Origin of the sequence: Rothia nasimurium, assembly GCF_014217215.1 — a bacterium.
Classification (GTDB): Bacteria; Actinomycetota; Actinomycetes; order Actinomycetales; family Micrococcaceae; genus Rothia; species Rothia avistercoris.
The window spans coordinates 2,067,588-2,089,404 of sequence record NZ_CP056080.1 but is presented as its reverse complement, the minus strand read 5'-3'; the positions used below and the strand labels follow the sequence as shown (position 1 = coordinate 2,089,404).

Here is a 21,817-nt window from a genome sequence, read left to right as displayed (position 1 = left end):
GCTTACTGGGTGGCTCTTTTGCTATATCCGCAGAGCCAAAGCAGTCCGGCTGTGAGATAATAGGCAGGCAAGACACAACCAGCACATCTGCAGGGGAGGAACCATGCGCCGAGGGCACCAGGTAGCCCGCTCCTGGCTTATCGCCAGCAGCGCCACCGGTCTAGGCGCCACCTCCCACCTGCTAGCCGGTGGGCACCTGCCTCACCCGCTCGTCCTGGCCCTTGCAACATCCCTAGCAGCCCTGCTGACCCTCGGTGTTACGAGACTCAAACTACCCCGCACCAGCCTGGCCCTCGGCGTCCTGGCAGGTCAGGGGATTCTGCACGCCCTCTACAGCCACGGCCAGCCCCTAGCACCGGCTGCCGTAGGGCATCATCACCACGGCGTTGAGCTGCTTCCGGGAGCCGTGGTTCTTGAACCTCTGGCCCACGCCGGGCCCGCTATGTGGGCCGGGCATGCCCTGGCGGCAGCTATTACCTTTGCCCTGCTCGCCTACGGGGAGCATCTACTTCTAGCTCTGCGTGCCCTGCTGGGTTATGTGCGGGCCCGTTTAGCACCCGTGCGGGTGCGTCCGATCCTGGGAGTACCCACCCTGCCGGTCGCCGCTACCGCCACCCACCTGGTCAGTCTGCTCGCCAGAACCTGCCGCGCCCCCCGCGGCCCGCCCGTCCTTGCCTAACCCCGAAACACCATTCACTTTTCGACAAGCAAGGACACTCCTATGTTTAATGCTCGTACAGCCTCACCCACAACCCGTACCCTGGTGGCCACAGCGGCCCTCGCTGCAGGCGGCCTGCTGGGCATGAACCCGGCTGCTGCCCACGACGAACTGGTCTCCACCAACCCCACTGACGGGGCAACCCTCACCGAAGCGCCCACCAGCCTAGAACTCACCTATAGCGGCGACATCATGGACGTGGACGGGGCCAACCAGGTGCGCGTCACCAACGCTGCCGGTGAAAGCGTCACCGATGGAGACCCCGAAGTGGACGGCACCGTGGTCACCCAGGACCTGGTCACTGCCGCTGCCGATGGCACCTACACCGTTACCTGGCGGGTTGTCTCATCAGACGGCCACCCCATCCAGGGAACCTTCACCTACACCGTAGGGCAGGGCGGCAACGCAACGAGCGCTACCACCCAGGCTGCAACCACCGGAGCGGCTGAACCCTCAGCAGAAAACACCGGCACCAGCACCCCGGCAGCTAGCGACCCTGTAAGCCAGGCATCAGAGGGGCTTTCAACCCCCCTCAAGGTCGTGTTGGCCCTTGTAGCAGTAGCGGCCCTGGGCTCAGCCCTTGTCGTCGTGCTGGCCAAGACCAAGCGCAAGTAAACCGTCCGCTCTCCGTATTCGAAGAAGAAGCACCATGTCATCACAGAAATTTTTACCTGCCTTTACCCTGCCCGCTATCGCCCTGCTGGTACTGACCGGCTGCAGCAGCGCCGATACCTCAGCAACCAGCACCGCAAGCGCGAGCACCGGGGCTGCTACCAGCGCCTCCGCCAGCGAGGGCAGCGCCCCTCTGACCGTCGAGGAAGCCTGGATCAAGGCCAACAGCGGCGATATGACCGCAGCCTTTGCCACCCTCACCAACACCGGGGACACTCCCATCACCATCGAGGGTGCCAGCAATACCTCTGCCAGCATGGTTGAGCTGCACACCACCGTCATCGACCCGACAAGCGGAACCAGCACCATGAAGGCCGTAGAAGGTGGCTTCACCATCGAGCCCGGTGCCACCCTCGAACTGTCCCCCGGCGGGGACCATATCATGCTCATGGGCATGAGCTGCGCCCTCGCCGCAGGTACCAGTGACATCATCACCCTGCAGACCTCAGCGGGCGAGGTCAGCTTTGAAGCTACCGTGCGCGACTACGCCGGAGCCCAGGAAGAATACGCCCCCGGTGACGCTGCGAGCACCGCAGCTGATGCAGCAGCGAGCGAATCTGCCGACCACTCTATGCACTCAGACCACGCCAGCGCCAGCGAATCAGCCGCTGTTGTGCTACCGCAGTGCAACTAGGACTACCTCACCCACCCCTAGCTACCGGTAGGTAGCAACCGGCGTGCTCCGTCGTCCGCCCCCTGCAAGAGACGGGCGGCGGAGCTAGCCACCCAAGGAAGACATGACCAGCTCATTTGACGAAGACCTTACCCGGGCCCTGAGCGGTGCAGAGGACGCCCCTCAGCAAGAAGAAAAAACGAACGGGAGCCAAAAGACGGCACACCCCCGCGGTACCAACCGGCGTGTAGCTCTTGCCGGGGCCCTGGGGGTAGGAACCGGCGTTGCTGCCACCCTGGCAAGCCAATATGCCGCATCAGCTATAAGCACCGAGAGTGAAGAGACACCTGCTGCCCCGCCCCTGCAAGAAGCCGTCGTCCCCTTCTACGGCCCCCGCCAGGCGGGCATCGACACCCCCGCCCCCAGCTACGGGGTCTTTATTGCCCTGACCCTCAACACGGAACTCGACCGCGACGGCGTCCGCCGCCTGCTCACCGTGCTCACCGACGACGCCGCCCGCCTCACCGCAGGGCGGGCTCCCATCACCGACCAAGAACCTGAACTCGCGACCGTACCGGCTAACCTCACCATCACCTTTGGCTTTGGCGAGCGTATCTTCGATATCGTAGCCCCCGAGAAGAAGCCCTCCTGGCTGCGCCCCCTGCCCGCCTTCGAACAGATTGACCAGCTCCAAGAGCAGTGGAATGACGGCGATTTACTCCTCCAAATCTGCTGCTCTGACCGTTTCACCCTGGCCCACGCCCAACGCGTCCTGCTCAAAAACACCCGCAGCTTCGCCTCGGTGCGCTGGGTGCAAGAGGGCTTCCGCCGTGCCTACGGCAGCGAACCGGACGGCATGACCATGCGCAACCTCTTCGGCCAGGTCGATGGAACCATCAACCCTTCCACCGGGGATGGAACTATGGAGTCCTACGTCTGGGGCAACCACGAGGAGCTTACTCCCTGGGAAGAGGGGGGCACCTCCCTGGTCATCCGCCGTATCCACATGAACCTCGATACCTGGGACCAGGCTGACCGCCCTGCCCGCGAAGACGCCGTGGGCCGCAACCTCACCAACGGAGCCCCCCTGACCGGCACCGAAGAACGCGACCCCGCAGACCTCTCCGCAACGAACGACCTGGGCTTTACCGTCATCGCCCCCTACGCCCACATCCGCCGGGCCGCCGCCCAAAACCGGGTGGAGCAGATTCTGCGCCGGGGCTACAACTATGACCTGCCGGTGCAGAACGCCTCGGGCTTCTCAGAACACCAGCAGGTCAGCGGGGGAGTGAGCTCTACCGGCCTGATTTTCTGCTCTTACCAGGCAGACCCCGTCAAACAGTTCTTGCCCATCCAGCAGCGTCTGGCCGAGCTCGATATGCTCAACACCTGGACGGTACCCATCGGCTCAGCGGTCTTCGCCTTACCCGCCGGCGCTCGCGAAGGTGGCTTCGTGGGCGAGGGCCTCTTCAACTAAATCACCATCGACAGGAACCAAGGTATAGACATGGCAGCACACGAGATGGAGCGCGGGCTCAAGCCCAGCTGGATATGGGCCTTCCCCGCAGCCTCCCTTGTCGCTCTGGTTTTGAGCCTGCTGGTGACCGGCTCAAACGTCGGTACAGACCTAGCGGACGCCGGCGCCCTGGTGCGCTGGGGCCTGCCGGTAGCTGAGAGCCTGCAAAACTTCTCGATGGCAGCGACCATGGGCTCCCTTGTCTTTGCCTTAGGGATAGTGCCCCGTTTCCTCGATTCGGCGCGGGGGCGGGCCAAGGTCAATATGGCTCACGCAACCGATTCTGCCCAGCGGCAGAAGAACCTGCACCGCACCGAACACCCGGCTTTTACCCGCACCCTGACACTGGCATCCGCTGCCGCTATCACCTGGACTATCGCCGCCATCGCGGTGCTCATTTTCAGCTACGCCGATATCTCGGGCCGGTCGCCATCGGGTGGGGCCGACTACACCTCGGAACTCATCAGCTACATCACCACCATCGACTCGGGTAAGCAGGAGGCCACCAGTATCATCGTGGCTGCCACTGTAGCCACCCTGGTCTTTGCGGTGCGCTCACTCACCGGCCTGCTGCTGACCCTGGGCCTGTCGCTGGTCGGTATCGTGGCTATGGCCCTGGGCGGCCACTCATCGGGCGGCGATGACCACATGGGTGCGGTTAACTCCCTGGGCCTGCACCTGCTGGGCGTGGTGCTCTGGTGCGGCGGGCTTATGGTGCTGGCTTTTATCTCCCGCGACATTACCGGTGAGGACGCGGGCACCGGCACTCTGGCTGAGGGGCAGCGGGGTGCGGCATCGGCGTCCGCCCGTCGTGTGCCCCTGGCTGTGGCTGTGCTGCGCCGCTATTCCGTGCTGGCCCTTTTCGGGTTCGTGCTGGTGGTGCTCTCAGGCGTGGTCAATGCCCTGGTGCGAATGAACAGCCTGGGGGATCTTTTTACGACCACCTACGGGGCGCTGGTACTGGCCAAGCTCATGCTCACCCTGGTGCTGGGTGCCTTCGGCATGGTGCACCGCCTACGCCTGATACCCATGATGCAGGCGGGGCTTACCAGCGCCGCCCGGGGCCTCTGGTATGCCATCGCCTGCGAGCTGGTGCTGATGGGCGCAACCAGCGGCCTAGCTGTTTCCCTTTCTCGAACCCCGCCGCCCGCACCCGAAACCCTGGATGCCGGTGCCGAGCCCGTTCGCATCATCACCCTCTACGACATGCCGCCAGAACCGCATGTTGCCGAGTGGTTTACCCAGTGGCGTTTTGACTGGTTCTGGGTGGCCTTTATCAGCTTCGCCGCCTTCGCCTACCTCTGGGCGCTGATTAAGGTACGGCGTGCAGGCGGCCACTGGCCCCTTGCCCGTGCCCTTTCCTGGTTCCTGGGCCTCTTCGTTCTGCTCTACATCACCTGCGGGGCTCTTGCCGTCTACTCCATGGTGCTTTTCTCGGTGCACATGGTGGAGCACATGCTCCTGACCATGGTCTGCCCCATCTTCCTGGTACTCGGTGCCCCCGTCACCCTGCTACTGCGAGCCCTCGAACCCCGCCAGGACGGCACCCGCGGGCCCCGCGAATGGATTCTGCGCCTGGTGCACTCGGGCTGGTCTAAGGTGATTACCCACCCCATTTTCGCAGCCGTCAACTTCGCCGGGTCGATTGTGATTGTCTACTTCACCCCCCTCTTCGGGGTGATGCTGCGCTACCACGTGGGTCATGAGTTCATGCTGATTCACTTTTTGATCACCGGCTACATCTTCAGCCTGGTACTCATCGGCATCGACCCCATTCCCAACCGCCCCACCTACCCCATGCGCCTCATCATGATTATCGCGACCCTGGGCTATCACGCCTTTGTAGGTATCTCGATTATGCAGATGGATACCCTGCTACAGGCCTCCTGGTTCGGTAACCTAGGCCGACCCTGGGGCCTACCTGCTATTGACGACCAGAAACTGGGTGGCTCTCTCATGTGGGCGATTGGTGAGATACCGACTATGATTATTGCCGTTGCGGTGGCGGTGCAGTGGTCCATGAACGATAAGAAGGTGCAAAAGCGTATTGACCGCCAGGCTGACCGCGATGGGGACGCCGAACTCAACGCCTATAACGACATGTTTGCGCAGCTAGCAGAAAAGGAAGCCCGCCGCTAGATCCCTGCGAGGGGTAGGGCGTATCTGAGGAGACGAAAGCCCGGGCAGGTACCTGCCCGGGCTTTCGTCTGTCCTTTCCCCTATGAGGTTTTGCGCTAGGAGGCCTGGCTCCAGGGCTGAACAGGCTGGGCGTCTGCCTCAGCGGGCTCAGCGAAACGGGTGCCGCCGGAGGCCGCCTGGCTGCTCGTCGAGGGAACGGTAGGAATCGGACCACTCAGCGGGCTGACCTGCTCTAGGCGGGCAGAAATCTGAGAAATTTTTTCAAACAGGGGCGATGACGAGGGAGCTGCAGTGTGCTGGGTCATCAGAAGCCTCCAAACATCGTAAAGGTGGGATTAGAAGGCCCGGTGCAGGGTAGGGAGCCCCGACCGGACCCGAAGGTCTCTTTAGTCTAATCACCCTAAGACAGGCGTTCTCTTTCGTTTACCTGGGAGAACCCTTGAAAAAAGACCGCTTGGGGGACAGGCTCCGGTATGGTTTTCCAATTTCTAGGCTATTCTCAGCGCGTAGTTAGCCCGTTCTGTCCCCTAAAAATCTTTAACGATGTGATGAAACAATCGTGCTACGACGATGGGTGAAGGCACCCAGAGTTGCAAGTACCACAGCAACCGTGACCGATATGAGCACCTCTAGGCGATGGGCTTCGGTGATACCCATGTACACCAGCAGGGCTAACAGACCAACGATGAGGATATAGTTGATGACGCCGCTTCCCCCTTCCCCATCTAGCCTGCGGCTCCGCAGATGGGAGACCGCCACAATCAGCCAGACAAAGATGCCAACCCCGCCAGTGGAGTTCACCAGCAGGGAGAAGACCTGCTCGGGCATGAAATAGTTGAGGGCCACTGACACCACCCCGATAAGGGATGAGAGCACAATGGCGTTGCGGGGCGCCCGGGTACTAGAAACGTGGGAAAAGGCGCGCGGGGCGTCCCCCTGCTCTGCCAGGGCAAAGACCATGCGCGAGGCAGCATAAAGACTAGCGTTCAAGCACGATAGCAGGGCCGTGAGCACCACAATATTCATAGCCAACCCGGCATAGGGAATACCCAGGGCCTCAAACATGGTCACAAAGGGAGAAGAACCCGCCGTCACCATCGTCCAAGGAATCACCAGTAGAGTCACTGCAATAGACCCCACATAGAAGAAAAGCACCCGGAAAATCACCGACCGCACCGCCTTAGCCACAGCAACCGCAGGGTTACTAGACTCACCGGCTGCCACCGTGGCAATCTCAGCCCCAAACATCGAAAAGATCACCGCCAACAGGGCGGTAAAAATTGCACCCACACCGTTAGCAAAGAAGCCGCCCCCCGCCGTGTAGTTAGCAAAGGACGCCGTGGAGTTAGGGATCAGCCCCAGCACAGCCAGCAGACCCACCACAATGATCACGGCAATTGCCCCAATCTTGATGGAGGAAAACCAGAACTCCGCCTCACCGTAAGAGCGCACCGACAGCAGATTCAAACCCATAAAAGCCAGAACCAGCACCAGAGCCACCAGCCACTGAGGAGCCGCCGGCCACCAGCCACTCACAATAGTGGCCGCCGCCGTGGCCTCAATCGCTACCGTCACCGACCAAAACCACCAGTACAACCAGCCCACCGAGAACCCAGCCCACCGGCCAATATAGCGACGGGCATAGACAGAGAAAGACCCCGTCTCAGGAGTCCGGGCAGCCATCTCACCCAGCATCCGCATCACCAGCACCAGCACCGTGCCAGCCAGCAGATAGGTCAGAATAACGGCAGGGCCCGCCGTCACAATAGCCGTCGACGAAGCCACCAAAAGGCCAGCACCAATCGCACCGCCCATAGCAATCATCGACAGATGCCGCGGCTGCAAAGACCGGGCCAAACGGGTATCAGATACCGGGTGCTTTATCTTGCGTGTAAGCGTCACACATACCTTCTTGATGTACAGCGCACCCACATGTGCGCACCTGCTTTAACCACCGGCGTCCGCAAAAACTTCCCGCCTGCGCACCCGGTGGCAGCTGCAGATAATCCTAACCGTTACGCAAGTGTTACGCACAGTTGAGTTCTATGACGTCGCAATCTACACACAGCGCAACAAATGCCCCTACCCCCAACAGCCCACTAGGCTGGTGAGTAACTGAACCCTGCGCCTGAGCCGCGCACCACAGAAGGAGAACCATGGCAGAGAATGCAGCCGCACGCCAGACCAAAGTCCGCGCCTCAGAACTCGTTGGTCGTGGCTGGCTCAACACCGGCGACAAGCAGCTTTCCCTCGAAAGCCTGCGGGGAAAGATCGTCATTCTGGACTTCTGGACCTTCTGCTGCATGAACTGCCTGCACGTACTCGATGAGCTGCGCCCCCTCGAAGAAGAATTCGCAGACGTCCTCGTCACCGTCGGCGTCCATTCACCTAAGTTCGAACACGAAGCCGACCCGGTGGCGCTCGCCGCCGCCGTTGACCGCTACGACATCACCCACCCCGTGCTCGACGACCCCAACCTGGACACCTGGAACGCCTACACCGCCCGTGCCTGGCCCACCCTGGTCGTCGTTGACCCCGAGGGCTACATCGTCGCCCACCTCTCCGGTGAGGGCCACGTCAAGGGTCTGACCTCCCTGGTGCGCGAGCTCGTTGAAGAGCACGAAGCCAAGGGCACCCTGCACCGCGGCGACGGCCCCTACGTGCCCCGCCCCAAGCCCCAGGGCACTTTTGCCTTCCCCGGCAAGGCCCTGGCCCTGCCCGAAGACCTGGTAGGCCGTCCCGGCACCTACCTGGTCACCGACACCGCCCGCCACCGCCTGGTCCAGGTTGAGAACGACCTCGAAACCGCCCTGGCCAGCTTCGGTGGCCCCGAGAAGGGCTACGCGGATGGCGACGCCACCACCGCCCGCTTCAACGAACCCCAGGGCCTGGCCCTGGTGCCTGCCGAGCTGCGCGAAAGCCTGGGGGCGGACGTCCTCATCGCCGACTCCGTGAACCACCGGGTACGCGGCCTGCGCCTGGCCGACGGAACCGTCACCACCCTGGCAGGCTCCGGCGCCCAGTGCCTGATCGACGGCGCCACCGCCCGCACCGACCCCAACTTTATCGCCGAGGGTGCTGACCCCCGCTCTGTCGCCCTCTCCTCCCCCTGGGACCTGGTCTACTCCCGTGAGGCCTCCGCCTTCCTGATCGCCATGGCAGGCACCCACCAGATCTTCAGCTTCGACCCCGCCACCGGCCAGCTGGCTGTTTTCGCGGGTACCGGCGCTGAGGGGCTCAAGGACGGTGCGGCAGCCGACTCCTGGTTCGCCCAGTCCTCCGGCATCATTGAAGCCCGCGACGGCTCCATCTGGGTTGCCGACTCCGAAACCTCCGCCCTGCGCCACATCACCTTTGACAAGGGTGCAACGACCGTTAGCTCCGCCGTGGGCATCGGCCTCTTCGACTTCGGCTTCGTCGACGGCCCCCGCGAGGACGCCCGCATGCAGCACTGCCTCGGCCTGGTAGAGCTACCCGACGGCTCCATCGCCATCGCCGACACCTACAACGGCGCTATCCGCCGCTTCGACCCGGTCACCGGTGCCCTCGGCACCCTAGACCGCGGCTTCGCTGAGCCCTCCGACCTGCTGGTTGAAGAGACCGAGGACGGCGGAGCCCGCCTGATCGTCGTAGAAGCCAACGCCCACCAGCTGGTGCGCGTCGCCATCCCCGAGGCCATGCAGCACGTGGACGAAGGCGCCTCCCAGGTCACCCGCAAACCCACCGAAATTGCCGGCGGTACCCTCAACTTCACCGCCCGCTTCACCGCCCCCACCGGCCAGAAACTCGATACCCGTTGGGGCGACCCCACCCAGCTCAAAATTTCATCCACCCCCGAGAACTTCATTCTCGACGGGGCCGGTACTTCTCAGGGCCTGACCCGCCAGCTGGTGCTCAACCCCGACATCACTGAGGCCGTCCTGCACATCACCGCCCGCGCCGCTGCCTGTGACGGTGAGCCCGGCGGGGAAATCCCCGACCACGCTGCCTGCCACCTCTACCAGCAGGACTGGGGCCTGCCCGTCATCGTCACCGGTGACGACGCAGACGAGGCCCACCTGGTGCTTGATCTACGCGGGGTGAACTAGACACAGAAGGGGCGTTTAGCCAGCGGGGGTAAAGGTGAGAGTCTCCCCGCTGGCAGTCAACGACCCTTTCAGAGAAAAGGAGACAGTCTCGGTGACCTGCTGAGTCTTTCCTGTATACAGGTCAAGCTCGGTAAAGGAAATCTCTGCTTTACCACTGCTCTTACCCAGGGCCCACTTGCCCCCGGCCAAAGTCACCTCTGGCTGAGGGTATTCTGTGACAAGCCAGGTCACATCGCCGTCTACTCGACCTGAAAAGTCGTATTCAAACGGGCAGCCTGTGGGGTAGAGGGAGCTCTGCGCGGCGCAGGTATCAAGGTAGGTCTTAATCTGCTGCTGAACCGAGGTCATCGCAGCTTCTGAGGGGGTGAGCTCAATGGTGAGAGGGGAAGGGTCACTGCTCGGAGCTGTCACATCGACCGTCTGAGACCCGGCAGTGTACAGCGCTGACTCATAGGTGACCGTATAGGAGCCGGGGTAGAGCACCGCAAACTCGCGAGAGCCCCCCTCAACCGCCACCTTGGTGTTGTTAAGGGTTGCTGCCTCCACCGAATTTGAGGTAATTTCTACGGTCGGCAGCTCTCCGGCATCAATCTGCCACTGGTCAAAAACACCCCAGTGGGACCCCACCTTATGAAGATGGAAATCGGTGCTACCGGCCTGCCCATCGAGCGTGTACGTAACGGTCACGGTGGCGCGCTCCCCACCGTCAGTTACGGTAACCGCCCCCGTTGAGAGGTCTTTGAGACCGGCAAAGGACGCCTTCAGCGCGCCCCCATTGAGCATGGCGGCACTGGCATCAGGCACCTGGGCGCCCAAAATGCCCAGGGCTTTAGAACCGTCCCCCTCACGAACAGCAGCGAAGTAGGCGCGCACCTGGCCCTGCGGCCCGTACACCAGACGGTTAATGAGGGCTAAAGAAGTAAGGGCGATAACAAGCGCGGCGAGGACACCCAACAACCACCAGGCTAAGATACGGTCTACTGAAGATCTAAAATGCACCCTTTAAATGTAGCTCACACGCGCTTGCGCCCCGTTTGGGCGGTACTGTCGATAGAGTAGAGCCATGGCAGAACACGCTCACCAGGTACCCGATAAGTACGGGGCCGTCACGAAGATTTTTCACCCCCGTATCAATTCCTACCACCGTCGTTTCATCGCGGGTGTACCCGCGGGTGTGCTGGCTTTAGCCTGCATCTGGTTCATGGTGGCTAAGCGCCCCACCCCGGTCTTTATGGTGCTTTTAGGCCTTATCACCCTGGGTGCCCTCTTTGCTATCTACTCCACTCTGCGCCCTCAGATTGTGGTTAAGACCGAAACCCACGTGCTGAGCGGGCGGCTGTTTGGCTGGCAGGCTGCCGAGCTCAGCTCGATTTCTCAGACAGTCTTCGCTGAGCGTCTCACCCCCCGCCAGGCAGCCGGCAAGGAACTGACCGGCATGTCAGCCCTGCGCTACAAGGGGGTGCCCGCCCTCTGGGCCGTGAACGCTAAGGGTAAGCGTGTTTTCCGCCTTGATGGGCGTATCTGGGACGCCAAAACCCTGCGGGCCATCGCCACCGCAATTGCCCCCCAGACCACCCTCTACCAGATCATCAACGTCACCCAGATGAACAAGCAACACCCCGGCCTGGTGACCTTCAACGAGCTGCACCCCGGCTGGAAGTCCACCACCGTGGGCGTCATTTCCCTGCTCTTCCTGCTGGCCCTAGCCGTTGCCGCCGTACTCCCGGAAGAGACCCTGCAGCAGTTCAATATCCTGTAGAAGCGCTCACTGATATAACAGAGCCCGGGCTCCCCTTACTCAAGGAAGCCCGGGCTTTAGCGTACCTGCTCGAAATACACCCTAGAGCTATTGGCGGTCGTTGGCGATAATCTCGTACTCTGAGTCAGACTCATCATCTGCGCTCTCTATGTCTGCCTCTACGAGAGAGTCGTAGTCGGCATTAATTTCAGCAATGATGTCTTCCACAAAATTCATTACCATCTTGCCGCCAAAGACCGGGCCGCCGGCCAGAAGACCGTCTGCCCCCAGGGCAACAGCGCCAGGAGTGCCCCTGCCAAAGAGGCTCTGAGTCTTAAAGCCGGGGTCAACAAAGACCTGGATATCGCCGGTGAAACTGAAACGGTCGATATCGGAGTCGTTAGAGACTACCGGGTGGATACCCAACATGGGCAGCTGTTGCTGCCACTCATCGATTTTGTCGATAACTTCGTGGCAGTGCCCGCAACCGGGGGAGACAAAGAGAAGAACTCTAGCCTGTTGCAGCGCTAGCTCGCGGAGGCTGGTTTGTTCTCCCGAACCCGAAGGGAGGGAACGATTCTCATGGGGGTAGTAAAGGGCAGCAAAAGGCACAGGGGTGCGGACGTACTCGCCCTCCTCATCTACGGGGGACTCGAGGGCAGGGGCGGTCGCCTCTTCCTCGGCAACGGGGACCAGCTCGGAGCGGTAGATAGCCCAGAGGGTCAGCGACGCTATACCAGCACCAATCACCCAGAGCCAACCATTAGCGTCTAGAGCCAGGAGCATAGTGAGGGCTGACCCACCAGTATTCAACGCACCGATGAGAGCGCCACAGGCTGCTACTAAGAGAGCTGTATTGCGCACCAGGGTATACGCCGAGACCGGGGCCGTAGACGCTGACCCGAAACAGTTACAGCTAGCGGTATTACCCTGCACCACAGCCCGAGCAATTACTGCCCAATAGCCGATAAAAAGTACCAGCGCCGCGATAGCAGCTAGGACCTGAAGAATACCGGGGACAAAGAAAAGGACGGCTGCCAGGGCTAGTTCGGCCCAGGGCAGGATTCGGGCAATCGGCTTGATAGGTAGCCACTGATCCAGCTTGAGGTTGACGATAGCTGTCACCGTGCTGGTGGGCTCTTTAGCCTTGGCATAACCGCTCACAGCAAGTGTCACAATAACGGTGAGCGTGCACAGCACTAGGGGAGTCATAGTCTGCTTTCATGCGAGTGAAGTATAAGGTGCTTTGCTCTTAAGGGTACGCTTCTTCCCCGCAATGACAGGGGTGCACTACGCCACGAGCCAGCTAAGAAAGAGAAAACTGGGCTGGGAATTGGGCTCAGCTCGATAGCTACCGGTCGGTAACGTACCAAACGTTAACCTCGCCCTCAACTTCTCGTCAACCAGGGGCGGCCAACACGTAACGAAAGATTTTTAGCCTAGTCACGAAACATCTACCACACACGAAAGCACCCGCATGTCTCTTAGCTTCCGCCGGACTGCCAGCTGCGCTGCTGCGTCCCTGCTGCTCTTCACCGGCACCTACGCCCCCGCTCAGGCCGAAACGGCAACCTCCACCCCCAAGAACGTCATCGTGCTCATCGGCGACGGTATGGGCTACAACTACCTTGACCTCTACAACGCCTATAACACAGGTAAGGTGCACTACCAGGTTGAAACCGGCGGTGACCACAAAGCCATCAGCGCCACCCTGCTGAACTCCGCCTACAGCGGCAGCGGCTTCCAGAGCTGGAACCGTCTCTCGATGCAGACCAACTGGGCAGAGGGCCCTACCTACGACTCCAACGTCGCCTGGGCTAACTTTGACTGGGTCAAGAACAGCCCCACCGACTCAGCCGCTGCTGGAACCGCCATGGCTACCGGCGTCAAAACCTACAACGCAGGTATTGGCGTCGACGTGAACGAACAGACCGTTGAAAACCTCTCAGAACGCGCTAAATCATTGGGCAAGTCCGCGGGCGTGGTCTCTAGCGTGCAGTACTCCCACGCAACCCCGGCGTCCTTCTCAGCCCACAGCCTCTCGCGCAACAACTACCTAGAAATTGCCAACCAGCAGGTCTACGGAAATATGGACGTGGTGATGGGGGCAGGCCACCCCTGGTACAACAACGATCACCAGAAGATTTCTGACCCCAGCTACCGCTACATCAGCGAGGCTGACTACACCGCCCTCTCAACCGGAGCTACCGACTTCACCTTCGTTGAAGACGATGATGCCTTCGAGAAGCTCACCACCGGCGACACCCCTGACCGTGTCTTCGGCATCGCCCAGGTTGCCACCACTCTGCAGCAGGCCCGCAGTGATGCAGCTACCCCCAATGACGTTGTTGACCTACCCACCATGACTCAGGGCGCCCTCAACGTATTGGACAACAACTCCGAAGGCTTCTTCCTCATGGTCGAAGGCGGCGCTATTGACTGGACCGGCCACGCCAACCAGACCCAGCACGCTCTTGAAGAAATCACCGACTTCTTTGAAGCTGTAGATGCCGTGAACGCCTGGGTTGAGCAGAACTCTAGCTGGGACGAAACCCTGGTCATCGTAACCGCCGACCACGAAACCGGCTACCTCATGGGCGACCCCGAAGGCGGATTCAACCCGATGGTGCCCCAGGGCATCGGCCAGTACCCCACCCACTCCTGGAACTCGGGGGACCACACCAACATGCTGGTGCCCTTCTTCTCCAAGGGTGCCGGTGCTACCGAGCTAGAGGCCGCTACCGTAGGGCGCGACCAGGTGCACGGACGCTACCTCGATAACACCAGCCTGGCCAACTGGCTGCTCGACACCAAGTGGGTTGCCTCAGCTGAACCCGCTCCCACCCCGACCGAAGAACCAACGGCTGAGACCACCGTAGCTCCCACCGCCGAACCTACCTCTACCCCTAGCACTGAACCGAGTGCGTCCGCAGCCCCCAGCCAGGAGCTCTCAGCAGAACCTACCGCTTCTGCTCAGCCCGCCAACTCAGCCCAGCCCACCAGCTCTGTTCAGCAGAGCACTAGCGCAGCCGCCCTCACATCGGGCGCTGACACTTCCGGTACCGATGGCGTTGCAAGTAGCAGCACAAAGCCTTCCAAAGGTGTGCTGGCCTCTACCGGTGCCTCGGTAGCAGCCTTGGCCCTTGGTGCGCTCGCCCTGCTCGGCCTTGGCGCTCTTGCTCTGACCGTCCAGCGTAAGAAGCGTTCTAGCTAATACCCTCGCCGAGTATCTCGGAAGTGCCCTTCTCTGGCCCTCCGGCAGCCTTTCGCTGCCGGAGGGCCAGCCGTTTTGCTTCTGGTTTCTTGAAGATCTGCGGTAGGGCGCCCGCAAGGGACTGGGGGGAGTACGGTATTTTTGAAGTGTGCTATTTTCTGATCAGGATATCCGCAAAGAAATTGATGCCGGGCGAATTGCCCTAGATCCCTACGACCCGTCGATGATTCAGCCCGCTTCGGTGGACGTGCGCATTGACCGCTTTTTCAGGCTCTTCGACAACCACAAGTACCCCTACATCGATCCATCACAGGAGCAGGAAGACCTCACCCGCCTGGTAGAGGTTGCACCCGATGAGCCCTTCATTCTGCACCCGGGTGAATTCGTGCTGGGTGCAACCTACGAGAAGGTCACCCTGCCAGATAATATTGCTGCCCGACTGGAGGGTAAGTCTTCACTAGGACGTCTGGGGCTGCTGACCCATTCCACCGCGGGTTTTATTGACCCCGGGTTCTCAGGCCATGTGACCCTGGAACTGTCGAATATGGCGACCCTTCCCATTATGCTGTGGCCCGGTTCTAAGGTGGGCCAGCTCTGCTTCTTCCAGCTCACCAGCGCAACCGAGCACCCCTATGGTTCAGGTGCCTACGGCAACCGCTACCAGGGGCAACGCGGTCCTACCGCTTCGCGTAGCTACCTGAACTTCCATAAAACCCTCATCCCTACCGATACCCTGACCAGCTAAGGAGTCATATGCGCGGTCTGTTGCTTCATCCCGCTGACGTTCCGGTGCTGGTGGTCTTTGAGGATGCTTCAGACCGGCTCTGGGAGGACTCCTTACGTGCCTGGGGGTCCCTTGCACCGCAGATTATTGACCCCGTCGCGGATACCGATGCGGAGGGCGTCCGTCTGGTCGTGCTGAGCCAGCGTCCTTCCTCTGAGGTTCTAGAAGCCTACCCGCAGGCTCTTGAGCTGACTTCCATTGACAGTTCAGACGAAGCGCTTGCTGCAGAGCGTCTGACGGTACATGTGACTATGCACCTGCTCAAGGCTCATGCAGGTAGTAAGCATCTGCTGCATGCAGCTGTGCTAGGAGACGCTGAGAGTGGGCAAGCCGTGGGGCTGGTAGCTGCTTCTGGCACCGGCAAGACCACCGCAGCCAGCGTCCTGGGTGCTTCCCTTGCTTATCTCAGCGATGAGACAGCCGTGATCAACATCGATGATCTGAGCATTATGCCCTACCCCAAGCCCCTCTCGGTGATAGAGACGGCAAATGCTCCGAAGGTGCAGTATGACCCGGCTCAACGGGGTCTCAAGGTCGCTGCGCCCGGTAGCACCTATACTCTCTCGCACCTGGTGATTCTTGACCGGGATAAGACCGGGAAGGCGCCGGTGAGTTGGGAACGCCTTCCGCTAGATGATGCCCTTTTTGCGATTATCTTGCAGTCGTCCGGGGTGCAGCAGATGCCGCAAGGGTTGGGGGAGCTGGCCCGTCTCATCAACCGCGTGGGTGGAGCTATCAAACTGACCTACAGCGAGATTACTGAGACGCTCCCTTTCTTCCGAGACCTACTTGCGGGGCAGCTGGATATCCCGCCGCTTACCCCAGATTTCGAGTACCTGTGTACTCCTGAACCTGTCACTGATGGGCTAAGCAGCGAAAATCTTTATCAGCGGGTAGCTGGTACCGAGGGCCTGGCGGTGGAGGATAGCTTCTTGCTCACCACATCAGGTAGGCTCTCACGTATCTCTATTATCGGTTGGGATATCTGGTCCTTCCTAGAAACTCCCCACCGTGCAGATGATATTTACGCGGCTATGGTTGAGCTTTACGGAGATATAGCCCGCCCTGATTTTGATGCAACCTTGCGAGGCATGGTCGCTGGGCAGATGATCAAGGTCATCCGCCACTCTGACGCCCCTGAAGACGCTCCGATTCCGGATAGCCGAACCTAGGTCGGTAAGGGCTTATCTGACGGTGGTTACCTGTGGGTCCTTGATGGGGATCATCAAAAGCAGACCTGCGAGGAGCACGATAATGATGCCGACGATGCCCCAGACTTGGCTGCCCATGAGGGTGACGAAGATGCCGAAGAGGGTGGGGGCCAGGAAGCTGGCTGCGCGGCCGGTGGTGGAGTAGAGCCCGTAGATTTCACCTTCCTGGCCTTCCTCGACCAGGCGCCCCAGGTAGGAGCGGGCCGCTGACTGAGCCGGGCCGACAAAGGCGCACAGGGCGAGGCCGCAGACCCAGAACATGGTGGTGGACGGCCATACCAGCAGGGAGACGGCTACCGCGATGAGGGCTACCAGCGAGAAGATAATGACGCGTTTGGGGCCAAAACGGTCGTCGAAGAAACCGCCCAGCATGGCCCCTGCCCCGGCCACGATATTGCCGAAGATGGCAAAGATAATCACCTGGTTGGTGCTAAAGCCAAAGGAACCCGCCGCGAGGATGCCGCCGAAGGTGAAGATACCGTTGAGGCCGTCGCGGAAAACAGCGGACGACACCAGGAAGTAGAGGGTCGTGGGGGCATGCCGGTAGAGCCTGACGACGGTGGCGAAAAGCTGTTTGTAGGAGGCAAGAATCCCGGTACGGGGGGCGTCCGGACGCACCGCTTGTGGCAGAGAGCGCACCTTGAGAATCAGGGGCAGGGAGAAAACTAGAGCCCAGGCCGCCGAGAAGAGGGCAACGGCGCGGATGTTGAGGGCGCCGTCCTCTGTAATGCCTAGCAGGCCGGGGGAGATGAACCCCACGAGCACGAGGAGCAGGGCTACGATGCCGCCAAAGTAGCCAGCTGCCCAGCCGGTTCCGCTCATTTTGCCGATGGTATCTCGGGTGGATATGGTGGGCAGGATAGAGTTGTAGTTGACCACGGCGAACTCATTGACCAGGTTGCCCAGGGCCAGCAGGGCCACACCCCAGATAAGGTAGTCGGGGGAGGGGGCTACGAAGAAGCACAGGGCCATCAGAAGCACCAGGAGCAGGCTGTTGGCGGTCAGCCAGAGGCCGCGGCGGCCGGTCACGTCGGCCCGCTGGCCCGAGAGCGGGGCGAGTAGGGCGATGAAGAAACCTGCGATGGTGAGACCGGCGGAGAGGACGGCCGAGGTGTGCTCGGTGCTGCCAAAGCTGGAGCTGGTGAGGTAGACCGTGAAGACGAAGGTCGTCATGATCGCGTTGAAGCTGGCGTTGCCCACATCCCACAGGGTCCAGGCGAAGAAGGTGGAGCGGGAGGCAGGGGCGGTAGCGGTGGCGCTGCCGGGTGCTGGTGTGGTCATAGCTATATGCTATCGGCCCGGTTGCTGCTTGTGGCCTGTGAAACGGTTAAATGACGGTAAAAGTAAAGGCTGGCCCCGCTCTCCACTGAGCGGGGCCAGCCTTGCAGGCGGGGCTACCGGCCGGGCTTAGACCTCAGCCTGGTTGCCTGATCCGGCCTTTGCTTCAATCTTGTGCTGGGCACGGGTGATGCTGACCTTGATGACGGTGCCGACCAGGCCAGTGATGAGGGACCAGAGGATGATATCGCGCCAGCGCTCATCGTCATCGGGGTTATTGGCGGGGGGCTCGTTGCCGGTGATCTTGGTCCAGGTTGCACCCAGAACCTTGTTGGCCAAGGCAACGCCGCCGAGTGAGGCAGCGGTTCCTGCGATCTTGATGAGGGGGTTCATGAGGTTCCCTTTCGGTAGCTGATGGAGGCTCTACAGAGAGCTACTGGCACTAACACTATCAGTACTGTGTAAATGTGGGCAGCTAGCAGCGGCTTCTATCATAAAAGTTTGTATCTTTTCTTTGCCGGGCTGACCTGCCTATACTACAAAGGCGTTCAGAAGGAACGTCCGCCCACGGCGGAAATGACAGGGGAGCGCCCACACGGGGCGCTGAGAGTGCACATGCAGACCCTCGAACCTGATCCGGTTAGTACCGGCGCTAGGGAGTCGAAAAGAACGGCAGGCTGTCGCCTGCCTGTGCATGCCCCCTTTGCTGTACCACACCAAAGGAAGGCTTATGTCTAAGAAAGCTGCGCTGACATGGCGCGTGAACGATATCGTAGTAGCCTCTGTGCTGGCTGTTGCCTGCGCTGTGCTCTTCTGGGCCTGGAATAACGGCGGCTACAACATGGCCCAAACCGCCTTGGCCCTGGCCCCCGAGTATGCCTCGTTGGTGGGCGGCACCTGGCTGATTGCGGGCGTCCTTGGCGGCTATATCATCCGTAAGCCCGGTGCTGCCCTCTACACTGAGCTGCTGGCTGCGGTGATTTCTATGCTGCTGGGCAGTAGCTACTCTGTAGCGATCATTATCTCCGGCATTATCCAGGGCCTGGGCACTGAGCTGGTCTTCCTGCTCTTTGCCTACCGCGTCTGGAACCTGGGCACCGCCCTGCTAGCGGGTGCTTCTGCCGGTGCCTTTATGAGTATTTCTGAACTCTTTATCTACTACGCGGGCGTCTTTGAGGGCTCCAAGGCCGTCACCTACGCGGTGTGCGGCATTATTTCCGGCACCCTGCTGGCTGGTCTGGTGTCGTGGCTTCTCACCCGCGCCCTGGTGACGACCGGTGTGCTCGATTCTTTGGCCGCTGGCCGTGCCCGCCGCCGGGCTAGCACCTCACCCCGCTCCCAGGCCTAGACCAGGGGCAGGCGCGTGCAGATAGAGCAGGGGGCCCGCTTTGTGGCCCGTAATTTCGGCTGGCACCACCCCGGGCGGGCTACCCCTGCCTTTTCGGGGCTGAACTTTGAGATTGCCCCGGGGCAGAAGGTGCTCCTGGTAGGCCCATCTGGCGCGGGCAAATCGACTCTGCTGCACGCCATGGCGGGCCTGTTGGTTGATGAGGACGACCAAACCCAGCTGGGTGAGCTGACCGTCAACGGGCAGACTCCCACCGAGGCCCGCGGGGTTTGCGGGCTCATGCAGCAGGATCCCGAAAGCTCGGTGGTACTGGCGCGGGTAGGCGATGACGTGGCCTTCGGGCCTGAGAACCTGGGGGTGCCCCGCGAGGATATCTGGGCCCGGGTGACCTGGGCCCTGGAGGCTGTCGGTTTGGGCTCCCTGCCCTTTGACCGTTCCACATCGGCTCTCTCTGGTGGGCAGAAGCAGAGGCTGGGCTTAGCCGGTATCTTGGCTATGCACCCCGGTGCCCTGCTCCTGGACGAACCCACCGCCAACCTCGACCCGGCGGGTGTGCTTGAGGTGCGCGACGCCGTCCTGGCCGCCGCTGCCGCTTCGGGAGCTACCCTGGTGGTTATTGAACACCGGGTTGGTATTTGGGCAGAGCACGTCGACCGGGTGCTGGTGCTCGATGCTCAGGGGGGAATCAGTTTTGACGGCCCGCCTGCGCAGGTGCTGGAACAGGCCCGCGACCAGCTCATAGCCGGTGGGGTGTGGGTGCCCGGCTATGTGCCCCACCCGCCCCGGGCAAGGAAGGTGGGGGCGGGCGTCCGTCCCGGGCAGGGTACGGACGAGCCCTCCCCGCTACTTGAGGCCCGCGAGGTAAGCCTAACCCGGCAGCTACCTACCCGTCGCCAGCGTAAGGAGCGCTCCCGCGCTATCGCCGCGGGGCAGGTGCCTACTCTCGTTCTGCCCACCCTGGCTAGTGGAATCAACCTGACCCTTTCTTCCGGGGAGCACCTGGCTCTGCTGGGGCCTAACGGTGCCGGGAAATCGACCCTGGCGCTGACCCTTGCCGGGCTAATCTACCCGGCTGCTGGGCAGGTCTACGCCCATGAGGCACTCACCGCGGGTCTACCCGCCCGGCACCGTAGCTCCGACCCCGCTAGCTGGCCCGCTGCCGAGCTAGCCGACCGCATCGGTCTGGTCTTCCAGGAGCCGGAGCAACAGTTCCTTGCCCCCACCGTGCGCGCAGAACTAGAGTTTGGCCCCCGGCACCTGGCCCGTGTTCGCAAGGAGAAGATTGATGAAGACCGGCTGGCTGCCCGCACCGATGAGCTCCTTGCCCGCCTGCGCCTTACCGACCTGGCCGACGCCAACCCCTTCACCCTCTCGGGCGGTGAAAAACGGCGGTTATCGGTAGCCACAGCCCTGGCCACCGAACCGGCTGTCCTGGTGCTTGATGAACCTACCTTCGGGCAGGACGCCACCACCTGGGCCGAGCTCGTTACCCTCATTAAAGAACTGCTAGACCGGGGGCTTACCGTTATTTCGGTAACCCACGATACAGACTATGTAGCGGCCCTCGGCGGTACGCGCCTGACCCTGCAGAAAGCGGAACCTACCCATGGCTCTTGACCTTTTCGCGCTAGGCCCTGCCCACCGTAGCCGCGCCGGAAAGCTCAACGCGGGCACCAAACTGCTGGCTACCTTCCTGCTATCGATAGGGCTGTTGCTCATCAAAGACTGGGGCACCGCCCTGGTGGTATTTGCCCTTGAACTGGCCCTGCTCAAAGCCTGGGGCGTGCAGCCGTTCGCCCTGCTGGCCCGTTTCTGGCCCCTGCTGATTGGTGCCCTGCTCACCGGCTGGTCCACCTCGCTGATCGCCGATAAAACGGGGGAGACGGTACTCCAGATGGGGTTCATCTGGATTACCACCGACTCCCTTGCCATGGGTATCTCCCTGATGGTTCGTGGCCTGGCCCTGATTCTTCCCAGCCTTTTGCTCATCACCACCACCGACCCCACCCACCTGGGCGACTCCCTAGCGCAGACGGCTAAACTGCCGGCCCGCTTCGTCCTGGCAGCCCTGGCCGCCCTGCGCCTGCTAGGGCTCATGTTCAGCGAATGGCACACCTTGGGGCAGGCACGGCGGGCCCGCGGGCTGGGGGTAAGCGACTCCCCGCTCCGCCGCGTCCGTACCCTGGCCGGGCAGACCTTTGCCCTGCTGGTGCAGGCTATCCGACGGGGCACCCGCCTTGCCGTCACCATGGAAGCCCGCGGTTTCGGTGCCGGGCCCCGCACCTGGGCCCGCGTTCCCGTCTATAGCAGGGACGATTCGATCTTCCTGCTGTGCTGTCTGGGAACGCTCATCATCGGCTACGTGACATCGGGTCTTGCTGGCACCCTCACCTGGGTGTGGCAGTGAAAATATGACCTAAAAAGTCCAAGAATCTTTGAGAAAGCTCCACCGCCCGCGTTAGAGTGAAAGTGTGTACCCTGTCACCTAGCCCCACGTC

19 protein-coding genes and 1 riboswitch are annotated in these 21,817 nt (G+C 61.5%); of the genes, 13 read left to right on the top strand and 6 right to left on the bottom strand.

The genetic code is table 11. The features are described 5' to 3' along the window. Nucleotides 1-103 precede the first annotated feature (103 nt). The 5 genes from HWU94_RS09480 to HWU94_RS09460 all read left to right on the top strand — a co-directional run bounded on the left by HWU94_RS09480 (nt 104) and on the right by HWU94_RS09460 (nt 5,658). The gene (locus HWU94_RS09480) at nt 104-679 is read left to right on the top strand and encodes a hypothetical protein (protein ID WP_185173513.1); all 576 of its coding nucleotides are present in this window, start codon (nt 104-106) and stop codon (nt 677-679) included. Nucleotides 680-721: 42 nt separating this feature from the next. Next, nucleotides 722-1,333 carry a copper resistance CopC family protein gene (locus HWU94_RS09475; protein WP_185173512.1) on the top strand — a complete coding sequence of 204 codons (612 nt, stop codon included), beginning with the start codon at nt 722-724 and terminating at the stop codon, nt 1,331-1,333. Nucleotides 1,334-1,367: 34 nt separating this feature from the next. Then, entirely contained in the window at nt 1,368-2,024 is a 657-nt protein-coding gene (locus HWU94_RS09470; protein ID WP_185173511.1) for a copper chaperone PCu(A)C, read from the top strand. 103 nt (nt 2,025-2,127) lie between these two features. After that, nucleotides 2,128-3,480 (top strand): Dyp-type peroxidase, encoded by a 1,353-nt coding sequence (locus HWU94_RS09465; RefSeq protein WP_185173510.1) that lies wholly within the window; start codon nt 2,128-2,130, stop codon nt 3,478-3,480. Between the two features lie 30 nt (nt 3,481-3,510). After that, nucleotides 3,511-5,658: a cytochrome c oxidase assembly protein gene (locus HWU94_RS09460; protein ID WP_185173509.1), complete on the top strand. Its 2,148-nt coding sequence runs from the start codon at nt 3,511-3,513 to the stop codon at nt 5,656-5,658. Between the two features lie 95 nt (nt 5,659-5,753). On the opposite strand, the gene HWU94_RS09455 is transcribed toward HWU94_RS09460, so the two are convergent. Together HWU94_RS09455 and HWU94_RS09450 are read right to left on the bottom strand one after the other, a co-directional pair. Further along, nucleotides 5,754-5,963, bottom strand: coding sequence for a hypothetical protein (locus HWU94_RS09455; RefSeq protein WP_185173508.1), 210 nt, complete (start codon nt 5,961-5,963; stop codon nt 5,754-5,756). A 232-nt stretch (nt 5,964-6,195) separates the two neighbouring features. Next, the gene (locus HWU94_RS09450; RefSeq protein ID WP_244955956.1) at nt 6,196-7,560 is read right to left on the bottom strand and encodes an amino acid permease; all 1,365 of its coding nucleotides are present in this window, start codon (nt 7,558-7,560) and stop codon (nt 6,196-6,198) included. Between the two features lie 254 nt (nt 7,561-7,814). Between HWU94_RS09450 and HWU94_RS09445 the strand changes: the two genes are divergently transcribed. Beyond that, the gene (locus tag HWU94_RS09445; RefSeq protein WP_185173507.1) at nt 7,815-9,746 is read left to right on the top strand and encodes an NHL domain-containing thioredoxin family protein; all 1,932 of its coding nucleotides are present in this window, start codon (nt 7,815-7,817) and stop codon (nt 9,744-9,746) included. 15 nt (nt 9,747-9,761) lie between these two features. Here HWU94_RS09445 and HWU94_RS09440 read toward each other — a convergent pair whose 3' ends face one another. After that, nucleotides 9,762-10,700, bottom strand: coding sequence for a hypothetical protein (locus HWU94_RS09440; RefSeq protein WP_244955955.1), 939 nt, complete (start codon nt 10,698-10,700; stop codon nt 9,762-9,764). Between the two features lie 109 nt (nt 10,701-10,809). On the opposite strand from HWU94_RS09440, the gene HWU94_RS09435 reads away from it, so the two are divergent. Next, the gene (locus tag HWU94_RS09435) at nt 10,810-11,505 is read left to right on the top strand and encodes a hypothetical protein (protein ID WP_185173505.1); all 696 of its coding nucleotides are present in this window, start codon (nt 10,810-10,812) and stop codon (nt 11,503-11,505) included. Between the two features lie 87 nt (nt 11,506-11,592). Here the strand turns inward: HWU94_RS09435 and HWU94_RS09430 are convergent, their stop codons facing one another. Next, the gene (locus tag HWU94_RS09430; protein ID WP_185173504.1) at nt 11,593-12,696 is read right to left on the bottom strand and encodes a MauE/DoxX family redox-associated membrane protein; all 1,104 of its coding nucleotides are present in this window, start codon (nt 12,694-12,696) and stop codon (nt 11,593-11,595) included. A gap of 265 nt (nt 12,697-12,961) precedes the next feature. Between HWU94_RS09430 and HWU94_RS09425 the strand changes: the two genes are divergently transcribed. From HWU94_RS09425 to HWU94_RS09415, 3 genes are all read left to right on the top strand, one after another. Then, nucleotides 12,962-14,698 carry an alkaline phosphatase gene (locus HWU94_RS09425; protein WP_185173503.1) on the top strand — a complete coding sequence of 579 codons (1,737 nt, stop codon included), beginning with the start codon at nt 12,962-12,964 and terminating at the stop codon, nt 14,696-14,698. Nucleotides 14,699-14,846: 148 nt separating this feature from the next. Continuing rightward, nucleotides 14,847-15,443, top strand: a complete 597-nt coding sequence (gene dcd / locus HWU94_RS09420; RefSeq protein WP_185173502.1) for a dCTP deaminase — start codon at nt 14,847-14,849, stop codon at nt 15,441-15,443. A gap of 8 nt (nt 15,444-15,451) precedes the next feature. After that, complete coding sequence (locus HWU94_RS09415; protein WP_185173501.1) at nt 15,452-16,654, top strand: hypothetical protein; 1,203 nt, start codon at nt 15,452-15,454, stop codon at nt 16,652-16,654. 12 nt (nt 16,655-16,666) lie between these two features. Here HWU94_RS09415 and HWU94_RS09410 read toward each other — a convergent pair whose 3' ends face one another. Both HWU94_RS09410 and HWU94_RS09405 read right to left on the bottom strand, forming a co-directional pair. Then, nucleotides 16,667-17,974 carry an MFS transporter gene (locus HWU94_RS09410; RefSeq protein WP_185173500.1) on the bottom strand — a complete coding sequence of 436 codons (1,308 nt, stop codon included), beginning with the start codon at nt 17,972-17,974 and terminating at the stop codon, nt 16,667-16,669. 126 nt (nt 17,975-18,100) lie between these two features. Next, a complete protein-coding gene (locus HWU94_RS09405; RefSeq protein ID WP_185173499.1) occupies nt 18,101-18,364 on the bottom strand; it encodes a DUF4235 domain-containing protein in 264 nt (87 codons plus the stop codon). A 178-nt stretch (nt 18,365-18,542) separates the two neighbouring features. Next, a riboswitch (TPP riboswitch) is annotated at nt 18,543-18,647 on the top strand. Nucleotides 18,648-18,701: 54 nt separating this feature from the next. Between HWU94_RS09405 and HWU94_RS09400 the strand changes: the two genes are divergently transcribed. From HWU94_RS09400 to HWU94_RS09390, 3 genes are read left to right on the top strand one after another with little or no spacing between them, the layout of a single operon-like run. Next, on the top strand, nt 18,702-19,319 hold the full coding sequence (locus HWU94_RS09400; RefSeq protein WP_135011215.1) for an ECF transporter S component: 618 nt from the start codon (nt 18,702-18,704) through the stop codon (nt 19,317-19,319). A 15-nt stretch (nt 19,320-19,334) separates the two neighbouring features. Beyond that, nucleotides 19,335-20,936: an ABC transporter ATP-binding protein gene (locus HWU94_RS09395; RefSeq protein WP_185173498.1), complete on the top strand. Its 1,602-nt coding sequence runs from the start codon at nt 19,335-19,337 to the stop codon at nt 20,934-20,936. Then, nucleotides 20,926-21,726 (top strand): energy-coupling factor transporter transmembrane protein EcfT, encoded by an 801-nt coding sequence (locus HWU94_RS09390; RefSeq protein ID WP_185173497.1) that lies wholly within the window; start codon nt 20,926-20,928, stop codon nt 21,724-21,726. The genes HWU94_RS09395 and HWU94_RS09390 overlap by 11 nt, the downstream gene beginning before the upstream one ends. Nucleotides 21,727-21,817: the final 91 nt, after the last annotated feature.

What these genes read in the sequence shown, in the direction of transcription:
- HWU94_RS09455 (WP_185173508.1), bottom strand. Translation starts at nt 5,963, where the DNA reads ATGACCCAGCACACTGCAGCTCCCTCGTCATCGCCCCTGTTTGAAAAA.
- HWU94_RS09405 (WP_185173499.1), bottom strand. Translation starts at nt 18,364, where the DNA reads ATGAACCCCCTCATCAAGATCGCAGGAACCGCTGCCTCACTCGGCGGC.
- HWU94_RS09425 (WP_185173503.1), top strand. Translation starts at nt 12,962, where the DNA reads ATGTCTCTTAGCTTCCGCCGGACTGCCAGCTGCGCTGCTGCGTCCCTG.
- HWU94_RS09400 (WP_135011215.1), top strand. Translation starts at nt 18,702, where the DNA reads ATGTCTAAGAAAGCTGCGCTGACATGGCGCGTGAACGATATCGTAGTA.
- HWU94_RS09410 (WP_185173500.1), bottom strand. Translation starts at nt 17,974, where the DNA reads ATGACCACACCAGCACCCGGCAGCGCCACCGCTACCGCCCCTGCCTCC.
- HWU94_RS09465 (WP_185173510.1), top strand. Translation starts at nt 2,128, where the DNA reads ATGACCAGCTCATTTGACGAAGACCTTACCCGGGCCCTGAGCGGTGCA.
- HWU94_RS09480 (WP_185173513.1), top strand. Translation starts at nt 104, where the DNA reads ATGCGCCGAGGGCACCAGGTAGCCCGCTCCTGGCTTATCGCCAGCAGC.
- HWU94_RS09470 (WP_185173511.1), top strand. Translation starts at nt 1,368, where the DNA reads ATGTCATCACAGAAATTTTTACCTGCCTTTACCCTGCCCGCTATCGCC.
- HWU94_RS09445 (WP_185173507.1), top strand. Translation starts at nt 7,815, where the DNA reads ATGGCAGAGAATGCAGCCGCACGCCAGACCAAAGTCCGCGCCTCAGAA.
- HWU94_RS09390 (WP_185173497.1), top strand. Translation starts at nt 20,926, where the DNA reads ATGGCTCTTGACCTTTTCGCGCTAGGCCCTGCCCACCGTAGCCGCGCC.
- HWU94_RS09430 (WP_185173504.1), bottom strand. Translation starts at nt 12,696, where the DNA reads ATGACTCCCCTAGTGCTGTGCACGCTCACCGTTATTGTGACACTTGCT.
- HWU94_RS09460 (WP_185173509.1), top strand. Translation starts at nt 3,511, where the DNA reads ATGGCAGCACACGAGATGGAGCGCGGGCTCAAGCCCAGCTGGATATGG.
- HWU94_RS09475 (WP_185173512.1), top strand. Translation starts at nt 722, where the DNA reads ATGTTTAATGCTCGTACAGCCTCACCCACAACCCGTACCCTGGTGGCC.
- HWU94_RS09415 (WP_185173501.1), top strand. Translation starts at nt 15,452, where the DNA reads ATGCGCGGTCTGTTGCTTCATCCCGCTGACGTTCCGGTGCTGGTGGTC.
- HWU94_RS09435 (WP_185173505.1), top strand. Translation starts at nt 10,810, where the DNA reads ATGGCAGAACACGCTCACCAGGTACCCGATAAGTACGGGGCCGTCACG.